This window comes from Halorubrum californiense DSM 19288 (genome assembly GCF_000336875.1).
GTDB classification, from domain to species: Archaea; Halobacteriota; Halobacteria; order Halobacteriales; family Haloferacaceae; genus Halorubrum; species Halorubrum californiense.
On sequence record NZ_AOJK01000020.1, the window covers coordinates 1 to 13902 of the forward strand.

Genomic DNA, 13902 nt, shown 5'->3' on the forward strand with positions numbered 1-13902 from the left:
CGACTCCCTCGCGCGTGCGACTCGCGCCCTTCGGGCGCTCGTCGGCACGCGCCACCGCGGATCTATTTATAAATAACCGTCACCGTTCCGTTCACTCGTCGGTGAATCGCTCCCGTTCCTTGTGCGCGAAGTCGGTGCCGTACCGCTCGACGATCGGAACGTAGGCGTCGCCGAGCGCGCGCATACACGCGCTTGTCGAGACGAAATCGAGTTCGTCGGCGACCGCCTCCCACGGACGGCCTTGGAGCACCTTCCGGACGAGCAGGCGCTCTTCGCGCTCGTCGAGGTCGACCCCGTCGTCGCCCCCGCCCTCGATCAGCGTCGCGAGCGCGAGGTCCCGAAACGCCCCGGGCGCGGTGTCGTACATCCCCGGGCCGACCGACGCGCCGACGACCGAGCGCCACTCGGTCTCGGTGAGGTCTATCGGGACCGGCGCGGAACACGCCCCCAGCGCTCTCCGGATCACGTCCGGGTCGACGTCGCGGTGCGCGTCCGAGAGCCCGTCGCGCTCGCGGTCGCGGAAGGCGACCGCGTGGCGGTCCAGCAGGTCGCGGCCGGCCGCGGTTTCCGGCCGGAGCATTATCGCGGAGTACTCGCCGGAGGCGTCGTTGCGAGTCGTCGAGAGGTGGACGGTCCGGTAGCCCGCCCGCCGCCAGAACCGGAGCAGCCGCGGCGTCGCCCCGTACCCGACCGAGAAGTAGTCGAGGTCGCCTCCGTCTCCGGCGCGGTCGCCGCCGAACTCCGCGCGGACCTCGTCGAGGAGCCGCGAGCCGAACCCCCCGTCCCGGAGCGCGTGGTGGGTCGCGATCCGGACCGTGCGCAGGCCGCGCGGGGCGGCGGCCGCCTCGTCGCGCAGTTGGCTCGTGAGCACGTCCGGCACCATGTTGCCGCGCACGCGCTCGCCCTCGTACATCCCCTTCCGGGTGTCGGCGTCGAGCCCGCCCTCCCGTGCGAGGAGCGCGACGGCAACGACCCGCCCCTCGGCGACGAGCGCACGCGCGACGAGGTTCGGCGCGTCGAGCAGCCGCGCGAGGTCGTTCGGCTCTGTCCGGTAGTGGGCGGCGACGAGCAGCCCGAACGCTTCGCCGAGCAGCGTCTCGTCGGCGAGCAGGTCGTCCGGGTCGAGCGTCCGGTACGTCACATCCTCGACCGACGCGTCCGCGACCGCGGCGTCGACCGCCGGGCGAGCGTCCAACAGGAGCGCGCGGGACGCCCACGCCTCCACCGGGTCGTTGCGCGCGTACCGGATCGGCTCGTCCAGCCGCACGTCCCGGACCACGAACCGGGAGTCGAGCAGCCGTTCGCGGAACCGGACCGCGAACCCGCGGCCCGCGCCCTCGTAGCCGTGGACCGTCGTACAGAACGCGACCGCGGGCGCGTCGAGGAACCCCTCCAGCAGCCGCACCGGGAGCGCCGCCGCCTCGTCGACGATCACGGAGTCCGCCTCGTCGGCGACCGCTGCGGCCGCCGCGGGCGGAAGGAACCGAACGCGACCGTCGGCCGCCGTTCGGAGGTCACGCCCGCTCGCGTCGCCGGTGCGGTCGTCGCGGTCGCCCTCGCCCCCGCCGCCTCCCCCGTCCGCCTCGCTCTCGATCAGCTCTCGGGCCCGCGCGAACACCTCTGCGGCGTTCCGGAACGCTGGCGCCGTGACGAGCACGTCGGCGCCTGCCAGCGCGAGCGCGCCCGCAGCCAACCCGGCCGCGCTCGACTTCCCGCGCCCGCGGTCCGACTCGACCACGACGGCGGAACCGGGATCGGCGAGCGCCTCGAACGCGCGCAGCGCCCGCGACTGGTCGGCGGTGAGACAGGCCTCGTACGCGGCCGCGGGAAACGTCGCACCGGGCGGGACGCTCCGCGAGTCGGCCGCGTCGGCCGCGCCGCCGGCCGCATCCTCGCGCTCGTCGCGCTCCCCAGTCCGTTCCCCGGTGAGTCCGTCGCGCTCCACGCGGTCGCAGCCCGCCCCGTCGCCGAGCGCGACGACCGCGACGCCGGGGTGCGTTCGGAGCGTCGCGACGAGGCGCTCGCGGAACCGCCCCGTCACGTCGTCGACGTCGTACGGGGGCACCGCGAGCGAGTCGTCGAAGCGGTCGCGGACCCCGGGCCACTCGTCCAGCGCTGGCGTCAGGAGAACGAGGAGGCCGCCGCCGTCGACCGCGCCGACCGCCCGGCCGAGCGCGTTCGGGACGAACTGTTCGTGGCAGTCGAGGACGACCGCCTCGCGGGTGCGTCCAAGCAGTTCGTCGGCGCTCCGCGGGCGACGTTCCTCGAACCGGAACCCTTCCCGCGTCGAGACGAAAGAGACGTCTCCGTCCTCGACTCCGAGCGACTCCACCGCGTCGAACGCGGCGTCGATCGCGCGGTCGCGGTCGCCGGCGAGCACGAGGACGCGCCGCTCGTTCGTCCGCTCGGCCTCGGCGCGCAGGTCGCGCGCGACTCCCCCGATCATCTCCGCTCGTCGTTGCCGAGGCGCGCGGATGTGTCTTCCCCTCCGCGCCGCCGCCACCGCTGCTCTCCGGTCGACCCGATGACGCCCGCGGAGGCGGGAGGCTTACGGACGCTCGGCGCGTCGCTCCCGACATGACCACGGTCACGCTCATCGGGACCCGGCTCGCGGACGTGGGCCGCGAGTTCGTCTACGAGGGAGAATCGGCCGACTGCGAGGGGTGTCCCTACCGCGGCCAGTGTCTCAACCTCTCCGAGGGCACCCGCTATCGGGTGACCGGGATCCGCGAGAACGCGCAGACGCTCGACTGCGCCGTCCACGACGCGGGGGTCCGCGCGGTCGAGGTCGAGCCCGCGTCGGTCCCCGCGAACGTCCCGTCGAAGCGCGCCTACGCCGGCAGCAAGGCGTCGCTCGCCGGCCCCTGCCCGCACACCGAATGTCCGAGCCACGGCTACTGCGTCCCCGACGGCGCCGACTTCGACGAGGAGCGCGTCATCGATCAGGTGCTCGGCGAGCCCCCGCACGAGACGTGCGCGCTCGACCGCGACCTGACGCTCGTGGAGTTCCGCGCCGAGGAGTAACCCGAGGAGAACGGCTCGGCCGCTTACAGCGACGTGACCGCGTTCAGCGTGATCCGGATCGCCCGCTCGACGTTGTCCTTCGCCTTCTCCGGCAGTTCGTCGTCGGAGTCCGCGCCCTTCTGCGTCCCCGCGACGAGGTTCCCGTCGACGGTACAGATGGCGCCCGCGGCGAGCCCCTTGCGCCGCGCGAGCGAGAAGACGGTCGCGGCCTCCATCTCGATCGCGAGCAGGTTCGCGTCGTTCCAGTCCGCGACGTACTCGTCGTCCTCGTTGTAGAACGCGTCGTCCGAGACGATGGGGCCGACGTGGATCTCCTCGTCGTTGTCCTCGGCCGCCTCGACCACCCCGGTGAGTACGTCGTAGTCCGGGACGGCCGGGTAGTTAGCGGACTCGTACCGCTTGCTCGTCCCCTCCTCCTTGGCCGCGCCGGTCGCGACGACCATGTCGCCGACCTCCATGTCGGGCTGGAGCGCCCCGCAGGTGCCACAGCGGACGAACGTCTCGACGCCGACCCGCGAGAGCTCCTCGACGGCGATGGCGGCCGACGGGCAGCCGATCCCGGTCGAGCAGATCGTGAGGTCGACGCCGTCGTAGGTCGCGTTGACGATCTTGTACTCGCGGTTCTGCGCGACGACCTCGCTGTCGTCACAGAGGTGCGCGATCCGGTCGACGCGGCCGGGGTCGCCCGGGATGACCGCGATGTCGTGTACGTCGCCTTCCTCGACCAGCAGGTGCGGCTGTTTCGCCATACGCGCGGAGACAGCCGCCGCGCGCAAAAACGGACCGGTCGGCGGACCGGGATAGCGCCTTGAGCAAGATTTGATATCGCGCCATACAATTTACGAAGGCGATCGAGGGGGTCGCGTCCGTCACCTGACGGGACCGACGACTCCGACAGATCGGTCCGTTTTATCGCCCGAGGCCGCGACCGACGCCCATGACCGACGCTGACGCCTCGGCGGGTCTCGCTTCGACGCTCGTCGCTCTCACCGTTGCGTTCCTCCTCGTCACGCTCGTCTCGGGGACGCTGCTGGATTTCAACTGGACGCAGGCGGTGCTGATCGGCGGGTTCGCCGGCGTCGTGGCCGTCGTGTCGGCGTGGCTAACGGATCGGCGGGCGGGCGGCGGCTGATCCCCGTCTTCGCTGCCGTACTCCGAGTATCGCGACTGAGAGGTCGGACGGAGGATTTTATACCCGCTCGGCGTCGACATCGCATAATGCGCTTCAGTCGCGACCGTCGGGGCCAGTCGGTCGTGGTCGGGACGGTGATCCTGTTCGGGTTCCTGATCGTCGCGCTCGGGGTCTATCAGGTCCAAGTCGTCCCGACGGAGAACGCGAACGTCGAGTTCGAACACAGCCAAGCGGTTGAGGACGACTTCGGCGACCTCCGGAACGACGTCCTCAGGGCGGGATCGACCGGGTCAACCGGGTCGACGCAGGTACAACTCGGAACGCGGTATCCGGCCCGGACGTTCTTCGTCAACCCGCCGCCCGTTTCGGGGTCACTGGAGACCGAAGAGATCGGGCCGATACGGGTCCGCAACGCGACGGTCGGGCCTGGTGCCCACCGAAACGCCATCGATTTCTGGAACACGAGTCGGACGTTCGAGACGCGCTCGCTCCGCTACGACGCCCGCTACAACGAGTTCGACGGCGCCCCCGAACTCGTCTACGAGCACTCCGTCGTCGCCGCTGAGTTCGACGACGCGGTCCTGCTCCGGACCGGCCAGACGGTCGTCTCCGAGGAGCGGATCTCGCTGACCGCGCTGACCGGCTCAGTGTCCGAGAGCGGCGTCGAGCCCCAGAGCGTCGACCCGCGGGCGGTCTCGGCGAGCGACACCACGGTCCCGCTCGAACCGAGAGGCGGGCAGATCACCCTCGAACTCCCGACCGCGGTCGGGAACGCCTCCGCGCTCGAGGCCCGCTGGACCGAGGCACTCCCGGCGGGCGCGACCGCGACGCGGAACGTGACCGGCGAGGCGATCAACGTCATGCTGGCGAACGGTTCGGACCCCTATCGGCTGGCGCTCTCCGAGGTGTCGCTGGACGCGACCGGAGAGACGGAACCGGCGTACGTCGTACCGGTCGGCTCCGAGAGCGCCGCGGTCGGAGAGACGGTCACAGCCGAAGTGCGCGACCGGTACAACAACCCGGTGCCGGACGCGACCGTCTCGTTCGACGGCGAGAACCGCACCACCGGCGACGGGGGGCGCGCGTTCTTCGAAGTCAATGAGAACGAGGCCCTCATCGCGACGATCAACGGGACCGGCGGGCCGACCTACGAGCGGGTCGCCTTCGACGTGTCAGAGGGTGGCGGCACAGCCGGAAATCAGACGTTCGATGTCAGGTGGATACCGTCCTCGCCGGTGAACGCCACTGAGAACACCGATACGGATCTCGAAGTTCAGATATTCGACCGACAGAGCGGGGACCTGATTAACGACGCCACAATAGATTATTCGTTCGCACCGCTACAGAACGGGGGTTCTCCGAGTTTGAACCCACTATCATCTCCACAACACGACGGCTCTGACACCCTCGTCTTCTCCCCGAACAACGCGGACGTCGGTGACGAATTCTACGTGTACGCAGCAGCGGGTGACGATGTCGATAGGCTCCTGGTGCGAGTCATCGAGAGCGGTCAAGGAACGATGGCCGACCGCACGACTGTAACCGGAGAAGACACGGCGGGTGGAAACAATGATGTCACGTTCACCATCGGATCGTCCGGTCCGGACACACAAAACATCGAGATAACCGATATCACAGTTGAGTCGGCTGAGACCAACACGGGGAACACCGATGTCGACAACGTCGAAGACACCGAAGGTGACACGTTCGTCAATACTGAAACTGACACCACGTTGGTCAGCGGGCAAATTGATGTCGGCACTACAGCGACGCTGAGCCCTACGCTCCAGATCACGGGCGGAAACAGCGCGGACGTCCGGCTCGGTCAGTTCAGGGACGGCAACCAGAACGCGAACATGAACAAGGCAAACGTCGAACTAACCTTCCAATTCAGTGATGGGAGCAGCAAGACGTTCCTGCTGACCCTCTAACTGAACGGCCTCAGCTGACGGGTTTATACCATGCCATCTCTCCATGACCGACGTATTTTATCAAAAGGTAATTTGAGTTTTACGAGCGATCAATTGCGACCGCGATAAAAACACGGTATTAAGATCTAATCTGAGCAGGTGGGATTATGCGTAAAAACGGCTAATCTTGAAATAAATCGGTTGGGATCGAATCGTCATTAAGCAGGAAATCGGCACCGAACTCGGTTCGCGAACACTGACTGAATAGGACTCGGACACCTCTCTCGATCTGAAAAGAATCGATCCCAACAGAACGTCCCAGTCCGATACGAGGCACGCGGGAACAGCAATGAACTCTCGTTGGGCTACCAACGGCTAATTGGGTAGCCGTAAGTCTCAGTTTCTACGCTTATCGGTGTTGATATCTGCGACCGCATAGTAAAATACCGCACCGGAAATAGTTGACCTGACTCTTCTCTCTATGCCTCGCCCCGCAACCGCCCGCGCTCAGTCGGAGACGGTGGGGGTCATCCTCCTGCTCGCCGTCTTCGTCGTGAGCGCGAGCGCCATCGGGATCGCCTACGTCGGCGGCGTGGACTCCGACGCCGACGAGGTCGTCATCTCCGCGGACCTGAGCGCTAACGGAACCGATCTGCGAGTCGATCACCTCCGCGGCGACGCCCTCCCGAACGAGGCGCTCGCGGTCGTCGTCAGGGCCAACGGAAACGCGACGCGCTACCCATTCGCGCCGCCGCTCGGCGAGTTCGCACCCGGCGACAGTCGTGCGTTTCCGGACGCGCTCGCCGCGAACGAGTCGAACGAGGTCGCGCTCTATCACGAGCCATCGGGCGAGCAGATCGCGCTAGCAACGCTGACTCCGGAGCCCGAACCGGTCACAGAGACGGGATCGATCGAGGGCACCGTCGTCGGTCCGGGCGCGGCCTCGATGCGGGTCGCCTCAGGCGCCTCGTTCGGCGTCCGGCAGGTCGCCACCCCGCTCGTCGGCGCGACCGTCGCCGTCGACGGCGCGGGACGCGTGGCCGAGGCGACGACCGGGTCTCGCGGCGCGTACCGGATAGACGGCCTCGAACCGGCCGAGTACGAGGTGTCGGCCGCCGCCTCCGGGCTCGCACTCTCCGCGACGACCGTCGATGTCGACCCGGACGAGACGGCGACGACGACCGTCGAAGTCCTCGACGCCGCGATCGACGCGGTCGCGTACGTCGACCGCGACGGCGACGGCGACCCGGACGAGCAGTACACCCCGGTCGAGTTGGCCTTCCTCGGCTCCGTCGACGGTCACCTCGTCGTGTACGACGACGTCGAGGTCACGGCTGCGGCCGATCGAGTCACGATTCGCGACGGCGTCACGATTCGAGCGGACGGGGTCTCGCTCGAATCCGGAGGGAACCTCCGGGTCGGCGGCGACCTGAACGCCCGCGGCGCGACGGTGACCACCGCCGCGAGGGACTGGATCTTCGCTAGTGCGGGCGATATCGGGCTGACGGTCGGCGGCACCGCCGACCTCCGCGAGGGCCGGTTCGACGCGACCGGAGTCGGACTTTCCGGGGGCAGAGACGGCCGCATCACCGTCACCGCCGGCAGCGGCGTCCTGACGGACGGGGCGTCGTTCGACCCGGACCTCGCCTGACCGGCCCGGTGAATCGAATATTCCACGATCGACGTAACACTCATCGACAAAGCCATATGCCAGTCTCGTGAACGACCGTGTATGACCGCAGTCGGGATCGACGGCATCGAGATCTGGACCGGGAAGCTCAAACTCGACCTGCCGGGCACGTTCGCGCCGGAGAAGGGCGACGACCCCGAGAAGTACACGAAGGGGCTCGGGCTCACCAACTCCTCGTTCCCCGACGTGTACGAGGACATCGTCACGATGGGCGCGAACGCCGCGAAGGGGCTGATGGACCGGAAGGGGCTCGAACCCCAGGACGTCGGCCGGATCGACGTCGCCACGGAGTCGGCGTTCGACCACTCGAAGCCGGTGTCGACGTACATCGCGGGCTGTCTCGAACAGGTGTACGACGGCGACTTCACCCACGCAAACAAGGGCGAGCGGAAGTTCGCCTGCCTCGCCGGCACGCAGGCCATCGACGACGCGTACAACTGGATCCGCGCGGGCCGCAACCGCGACCGACCTGCCATCGTCATCACCACCGACACGGCGCTGTACGCCCGCGGTGACCCCGGCGAGGCGACACAGGGGGCCGGCGCCGTCGCGATGCTGATCGACGAGGACCCCTCGCTCGTCGAGCTCTCGACAGAGCAGGGGTACGGCTCGAAAGACGAGACTGACTTCCTCAAGCCGAACCAGCAGTTCCCCAGCGTCGACGGGAAGCGCTCGGTCCAAGTGTACCTCTCCCGGATGCGCGAGGCCCTGGAGGACTACGAGTCGGTCACGGACGACATCGAACTGGAGGACTTCGCGTACGCCCCGTTCCACACGCCGTTCCCCGGGATGGTCCGGAAGGCGGCGCTCCTCGCCTATCGGCACGTCATCCGCGACACGGCTCACGAGGAGTCGCTGGCCGACGAGATCGGTCGCCAGCCCCGCGAGGACGACTACGAGGACCGCGAGGCGTACGAGGAGGCGATCCGCGGGTACATGGATGAGCTGAAGACGACCGAGCAGTACCAGACGTGGTACGACACGGCCGTCGAGCCGACGCTCGGCCTCTCCCGGGAAGTCGGCAACTGGTACACCAGCTCCGTCCATATCGCTCGCGTGAGCGCCCTGCGCGACGCCCTGACCCGCGACCGCGACTTCGTCGGCGACACGCTGCTCGTGGCCTCGTACGGCTCCGGCGCGCAGGCCGAGATCCACGCCGAGACGATCCGCGAGGGATGGCGGGCCGAGATCGAGGGGCTCGACATCGACGCCCAGCTCGACGCCCGCTACGACCTCTCGTGGGACGAGTACGAGGACGTCCACGACGTCCACGAGTACGACGCCGACCTCGGTCGCGAGGTCGAGGAGTTCACCCAGCCCGACGCGGAGTTCGTCTTCACCGGCTGGGGTCGGATGAACGAGCGACAGTACGAGTACGTCGAGTAGCGCCGCGGCCGCCGCCGTTCGACCCGACGCCGGATCCGCGAGTCGCCCGCAGCGGCCCGCAGCCCCGTGAAAACGGCTCACACGGGCCGTACGCGATACGATGGTTTTAAACGACGCTGGCGTGAATCGAGACCCAATGGTAACCATCTACGACGTGCCGGCCGACGACCTCATCGAGGCCGTCGCCGCGCGCCTCGAGGACCGCATCGACGAGCCGGACTGGGTCGAGTTCGCCAAGAGCGGCGCCGGCAAGGAGCTGCCGCCGGAACAGGAGGACTTCTGGTACGTCCGCTCCGCGAGCCTCCTGCGAAAGGTCGCCCAGAACGAGCCCATCGGCATCGAGCGGCTCGCGACCGAGTACGGTTCGAAGAAGCGCGGCTCGAACCGCTACGTCGTCCGTCCCGGCGAGCACGAGGGCGGCTCCCGCAAGCTCATCCGCTCGTCGCTCCAATCTCTCGAAGAGGAGGGCCTCGTCACGACCGCCTCCGGCGAGGGCCGCCGCCTCTCCGACGAGGGCGAGGCGTTCCTCTCCGAGGTCGCGACCGAGGTCTTCGAGGATCTCGACCGCCCGGAACTCGAACGCTACGCGTAGACCGCGAGTCTTTTTCCGATCCGTTCGCCTCCCCAGCCCCGGCTCTCGGCCGTGATTCCGAAGATTCCGAGATAATTAGCTCCTCTTCCGATGGATCTGTCTGAGCGCCGCGCTCACCGTTCTCTCTTTCATATATTTCATATCGCTATATAAAATTTCTCGGAACAGAAGTCGGGGCGATCGGAGTATCGCGAGACTCCCGGGCGGTTCCGGTGTCGCGCGCGGTCTCTCGGGCGAAACGTATTAGAATCTGCTTGTATAAGCTGTAGCTGATATGATTGAGGGGACGACCGCCGACGAAACCGCGGAAGGGACCCACACCTGCTGTGAGTCGCCCGGAGACATCGACACGGACGCCGTGGCGACGGACCTCCGACTGCTGACCGCGATGGGGAACGACACGCGATACGAACTGCTTCGCCGCATCGCGAACGCCGGCGACGGCGTCTGCGTCTGCGATCTCGAAGCCGCAGTCGGGGTCAGCCAGAGCGCCGTCAGCCAAGCGCTTTCGCGCTTGTACTCCGCGGGACTGGTCACGCGTCGCAAGGAGGGATCCTGGCGGTACTACGAACCGACCGAGACGGCTGCGGCCCTCCTCGAAACGCTCGACGACCTGCGAGGCAGCCGTGCGTAACGGGACGGCGGCCGGCGACCGCGATCCCGAGGAGACTCGGCAGCTGGTGCGGGAGCGCTACGGGGCCATCGCCACGGAGGGGACGGACTGCTGTGGCGACGTCGGCGTCGACGCCGCCGACGGCGAGTGCTGTGACGGCGACGAAGCCGCGACCGAGAGCGAGCGTCTCGGGTACGATACGGACGACATCGCGTCGGTCGCAGACGGTGCGGACCTCGGCCTCGGGTGCGGGAACCCGAAGGCGTTCGCCGAGATGGCGTCCGGTGAGACGGTGCTCGACCTCGGGTCGGGCGCGGGCTTCGACTGCTTTCTCGCCGCACGGGAGGTCGGTCCGGAGGGCCGAGTTATCGGTGTCGACATGACGCCGGAGATGGTCTCGAAAGCGAGGGAGAACGTCGCGAAGAACGACGCCGACAACGTCGAGTTTCGCCTCGGCGAGATCAGCCACCTCCCCGCCGCCGACGCGACGGTTGACGTCGTCATCTCGAACTGCGTCGTCAACCTCGCCCCGGAGAAACAGCTCGTGTTCGACGACGCCTATCGCGTGCTCAGGCCGGGCGGACGAGTCGCCATCTCAGACGTCGTCCAAACCGCGCCGTTCCCCGACGACGTCGAGACGGACCCGGACTCGCTCACCAACTGCGTCGCCGGTGCGTCGACCGTCGCGGATCTCGAAGCGATGCTCGACAGCGCCGGCTTCGAGGCGATCGCGATCACGCCCAAAGACGAGAGCACCGAGTTCATCAGCGATTGGGACGCAGATCGCGACCTCGGGGACTACCTCGTCTCGGCCACCATCGAGGCCCGGAAGCCGCCGTGAGACGCGTTACCCGGTGTTTTTCATCCCGGCAGCGATGCCGTTGACGGTGAGCCGGAGGGTGCGCTCCTCCTCGTCGGTGCGGTGGGTGCGTCCGAGCAGGTTCGCTTGGAGGAGGTTTAGGGGGTCGACGTAGGGGTTCCGGCGGTCGAGGCTCTCTTCGAGCCACTCGCGGCGGAGCAGTTGGTCGCGGCCGCTGATCGACAGGACCAGCTCGCGGCCGCGCTCGTACTCGCCGACGAGTTCGGGGAAGAAGCGCTCGCGGAGGTCGTCGTCCGCGAGGCCGGCGTACTCGGCGGCGATCTCGGGCTCCGTGCGCGCGAGCGCCAGCGAGGCGTTGTCGAGCGTGGTCCGGAAGAAGGGCCACTCGTCGAACATCTCGCGGAGCGTCTCCATCCCCGCCTCCTCGCCGACCTCGTCGAGGTAGGCGTCGATGCCGGAGGCGATCGCGTACCAGCCGGGGAGGATGAGCCGCGTCTGCGTCCACGAGAACACCCACGGGATCGCCCGCAGGTCCTCGACGCTGCGCTCGCCGGAGCGGGAGGCGGGCCGCGAGCCGAGGTTGAGGTCCTCGACGACGCTGATCGGCGTCGCCTGCTCGAAGTAGGAGACGAACCCGTCGCTGTTCAGCAGGTCGCGGTACGTCTCCCGGGCGGCGGGCGCCATGATCTCCATCGCCTCGACCCAGCGGTCGGGCACGTCCTCGACCGGCTCCTCGTTCGCCTCCTTCCGGGCGCGGATCTGGGCGTCGAGCATCTGTTCCAGCTCGCGCTCGGCGACCCGCGGGTTGGCGTACTTTTCGGCGATCGCCTCACCCTGCTCGGTGAACTTCACCTGCCCGGTGACCGTCTCGTTCGGGAGCGCGAGCAGCGCCTCGTTCATCGGGCCGCCGCCGCGCGAGATGGAGCCGCCGCGCCCGTGGAACAGCCGGAGGGTGACCTCCTCCTCGCGGCAGAACCGGGCGATCCGACGCTGGTTCTCGTAGAGGTCCCAGTTCGCCGCGAGGAACCCGTTCTCCTTGTTGGAGTCGGAGTAGCCGAGCATGACCTCCTGGACCTCGCCGCGGGCCTCCAACGCCGTCGCGTACGCCTCGTTCTCGAAGAGGGTGCCGAGGATGCGCTCGGCGCCGTTGAGCGCCGACTCGGTCTCCAAGAGGGGGACCACGTCGACCGCGCAGTGGTCCGGGAGGGAGACGACGCCGACCTGATCGGACAGGAACAGCACCTCCAGCACGTGGCTGGGCTCCTCGGTCATCGAGATGCAGTAGGTGTCGATGGCCTGCTGGCCGTACTCCTCCTGCCACTCCGCGAACGACTGGAACCGTTCGAGGACGCGCTCGGTCGTCTCCGAGACCTCGCCGGGCTCGTCGATGTCGACGACCGGCTCGTCCTGAAGGATCGCCTCGGTGAGGAAGTCGACGCGCTCGTCTTCGTCCATCCCGGCGTAGTCGACGCCCTCGACGGCGACCGCCTCGGCGACCGCCTCGGTGTGGTTCTCGCGATGGTCCCGCAGGTCGAGCGACGCCAGCGTGAGCCCGAACGTGTCCACCTGCCGGCGGAACGGCTCGACGAACGACTCCAGTACGGACTCCTGGCCGTCCTCGCGCAGCGACTCGGCGATGACGTCGAGGTCGTCGAGGAACGCGTCGCCGTCGGGGTAATCGCCCGGGCGCACGTCGTTGACGCGGTCGAGCCGCTCGCGCATCAGCCGGAGCTTCTGGCGGTACGGCTCGTCGGGGTAGCGCTCGCGCGCCTCCTCGACGACGGTCGGGAACCGCTCGGCGTCGGCCGCGAAGGACCGCGCCAACGCGTCGCCGGCGGCGTACCGGTCGCCGTCCTGGCTCAGCACGGCCGAGAGCCGCTTACACCGGTCGCGGTACTTCTCGACGGCGACCTCGCGCTGGCGTTCGAGCGTCTCGTCGGTCACCTCGGGGGTGACGAACGGGTTGCCGTCGCGGTCGGAGCCCGCCCACGAGCGGAACTCGAAGAGCTTCGGGCAGTCGACGTCGTCGTACTCCTTCGAGATGGTCTCCTCGAACTCCTCGTAGGCGTCGCCGACGACGTCGAAGAGGGTGTTCTCGAGGTACCACTGGACGTTGCGCGCCTCGTCTTCCGGCTCGGGCGCCCGCTGGCGGACCTGTCGGGTCCCCCACAGGCTGGTGACCTCGGCGGTGACGTCGCGCCAGACGGCGCGCCGCTCGCGGTCGGTGAGGTTGCGCTCGTCGAGCTCGCCCAAGTGGTTCGCGATGGAGCGGAGCTTCGACTTCACCGTCGACCGCCGGGCCTCCGTCGGGTGGGCGGTGAACGTCGGCTCGATGAGCACGTCGGCGAGCAGCGCCTCCAACTCGTCGGCGTCGACGCCGGCCTCGGCGAACTCGGCGATCGTCGCGTCGAAGGAGTCGTGGAGGGCGGTCCCGTCGTCGGCGTTCCGGACCGCGCGGACGCGCTCGCGCTCCTCGGCGAGGTTGATGAGTTCGAAGTAGGTCGTGAACGCGCGGGCGACGACCTCCTCGCGGGTCGTCGAGAGGTCGTCGACCGCCTCGTGGAGGGCGCCTCGGTCCTCGGCGTCTCCCCGTCGGTAGTCGATCGCCGCGTTCCGCAGCGTCTCGACCGTCTCGTACGCCTCCGTCGAGGCCTGCGCGGCCAGGACGTCTCCCACCAGCGCCCCGAGTTCTCGAACGTCCGTCCGCACGTCCCGATTGTGCAACTTCATACCAC

At 68.3% G+C, this 13902-nt stretch carries 11 protein-coding genes; 8 read left to right on the top strand and 3 right to left on the bottom strand.

The features are described 5' to 3' along the window. Positions 1 to 91: 91 nt before the first annotated feature. Positions 92 to 2446, bottom strand: a complete 2355-nt coding sequence (gene tmcA / locus C463_RS03850; protein WP_008441230.1) for a tRNA(Met) cytidine acetyltransferase TmcA — start codon at positions 2444 to 2446, stop codon at positions 92 to 94. Positions 2447 to 2577: 131 nt separating this feature from the next. Between tmcA and C463_RS03855 the strand changes: the two genes are divergently transcribed. Next, on the top strand, positions 2578 to 3024 hold the full coding sequence (locus C463_RS03855; RefSeq protein ID WP_008441231.1) for a UPF0179 family protein: 447 nt from the start codon (positions 2578 to 2580) through the stop codon (positions 3022 to 3024). A gap of 23 nt (positions 3025 to 3047) precedes the next feature. Here the strand turns inward: C463_RS03855 and C463_RS03860 are convergent, their stop codons facing one another. After that, positions 3048 to 3773 (bottom strand): nucleoside phosphorylase, encoded by a 726-nt coding sequence (locus C463_RS03860; protein ID WP_008441232.1) that lies wholly within the window; start codon positions 3771 to 3773, stop codon positions 3048 to 3050. A gap of 188 nt (positions 3774 to 3961) precedes the next feature. Between C463_RS03860 and C463_RS03865 the strand changes: the two genes are divergently transcribed. From C463_RS03865 to C463_RS03895, 7 genes are all read left to right on the top strand, one after another. Next, positions 3962 to 4156: a hypothetical protein gene (locus C463_RS03865; protein WP_008441233.1), complete on the top strand. Its 195-nt coding sequence runs from the start codon at positions 3962 to 3964 to the stop codon at positions 4154 to 4156. A gap of 86 nt (positions 4157 to 4242) precedes the next feature. Next, positions 4243 to 6087 (top strand): hypothetical protein, encoded by a 1845-nt coding sequence (locus C463_RS03870; RefSeq protein ID WP_008441234.1) that lies wholly within the window; start codon positions 4243 to 4245, stop codon positions 6085 to 6087. A gap of 460 nt (positions 6088 to 6547) precedes the next feature. Further along, entirely contained in the window at positions 6548 to 7717 is a 1170-nt protein-coding gene (locus C463_RS03875; protein ID WP_049905493.1) for a carboxypeptidase-like regulatory domain-containing protein, read from the top strand. An 81-nt stretch (positions 7718 to 7798) separates the two neighbouring features. Further along, positions 7799 to 9142: a hydroxymethylglutaryl-CoA synthase gene (gene hmgB / locus C463_RS03880; RefSeq protein WP_008441237.1), complete on the top strand. Its 1344-nt coding sequence runs from the start codon at positions 7799 to 7801 to the stop codon at positions 9140 to 9142. A 136-nt stretch (positions 9143 to 9278) separates the two neighbouring features. After that, positions 9279 to 9734, top strand: a complete 456-nt coding sequence (locus C463_RS03885; RefSeq protein WP_008441238.1) for a 30S ribosomal protein S19e — start codon at positions 9279 to 9281, stop codon at positions 9732 to 9734. Positions 9735 to 10008: 274 nt separating this feature from the next. Then, positions 10009 to 10368, top strand: a complete 360-nt coding sequence (locus tag C463_RS03890) for an ArsR/SmtB family transcription factor (protein ID WP_008441239.1) — start codon at positions 10009 to 10011, stop codon at positions 10366 to 10368. Further along, positions 10361 to 11188, top strand: a complete 828-nt coding sequence (locus tag C463_RS03895; RefSeq protein WP_008441240.1) for an arsenite methyltransferase — start codon at positions 10361 to 10363, stop codon at positions 11186 to 11188. The genes C463_RS03890 and C463_RS03895 overlap by 8 nt, the downstream gene beginning before the upstream one ends. A 6-nt stretch (positions 11189 to 11194) precedes the next feature. On the opposite strand, the gene ppc is transcribed toward C463_RS03895, so the two are convergent. Then, positions 11195 to 13897, bottom strand: a complete 2703-nt coding sequence (ppc, locus tag C463_RS03900; protein WP_008441241.1) for a phosphoenolpyruvate carboxylase — start codon at positions 13895 to 13897, stop codon at positions 11195 to 11197. Positions 13898 to 13902 lie beyond the last annotated feature (5 nt).

Excerpts from the sequence above, each read along its gene's own strand:
- ppc (WP_008441241.1), bottom strand. The coding sequence starts at position 13,897 with ATGAAGTTGCACAATCGGGACGTGCGGACGGACGTTCGAGAACTCGGG.
- C463_RS03860 (WP_008441232.1), bottom strand. The coding sequence starts at position 3,773 with ATGGCGAAACAGCCGCACCTGCTGGTCGAGGAAGGCGACGTACACGAC.
- C463_RS03865 (WP_008441233.1), top strand. The coding sequence starts at position 3,962 with ATGACCGACGCTGACGCCTCGGCGGGTCTCGCTTCGACGCTCGTCGCT.
- C463_RS03875 (WP_049905493.1), top strand. The coding sequence starts at position 6,548 with ATGCCTCGCCCCGCAACCGCCCGCGCTCAGTCGGAGACGGTGGGGGTC.
- C463_RS03890 (WP_008441239.1), top strand. The coding sequence starts at position 10,009 with ATGATTGAGGGGACGACCGCCGACGAAACCGCGGAAGGGACCCACACC.
- C463_RS03855 (WP_008441231.1), top strand. The coding sequence starts at position 2,578 with ATGACCACGGTCACGCTCATCGGGACCCGGCTCGCGGACGTGGGCCGC.
- C463_RS03870 (WP_008441234.1), top strand. The coding sequence starts at position 4,243 with ATGCGCTTCAGTCGCGACCGTCGGGGCCAGTCGGTCGTGGTCGGGACG.
- hmgB (WP_008441237.1), top strand. The coding sequence starts at position 7,799 with ATGACCGCAGTCGGGATCGACGGCATCGAGATCTGGACCGGGAAGCTC.
- tmcA (WP_008441230.1), bottom strand. The coding sequence starts at position 2,446 with ATGATCGGGGGAGTCGCGCGCGACCTGCGCGCCGAGGCCGAGCGGACG.
- C463_RS03885 (WP_008441238.1), top strand. The coding sequence starts at position 9,279 with ATGGTAACCATCTACGACGTGCCGGCCGACGACCTCATCGAGGCCGTC.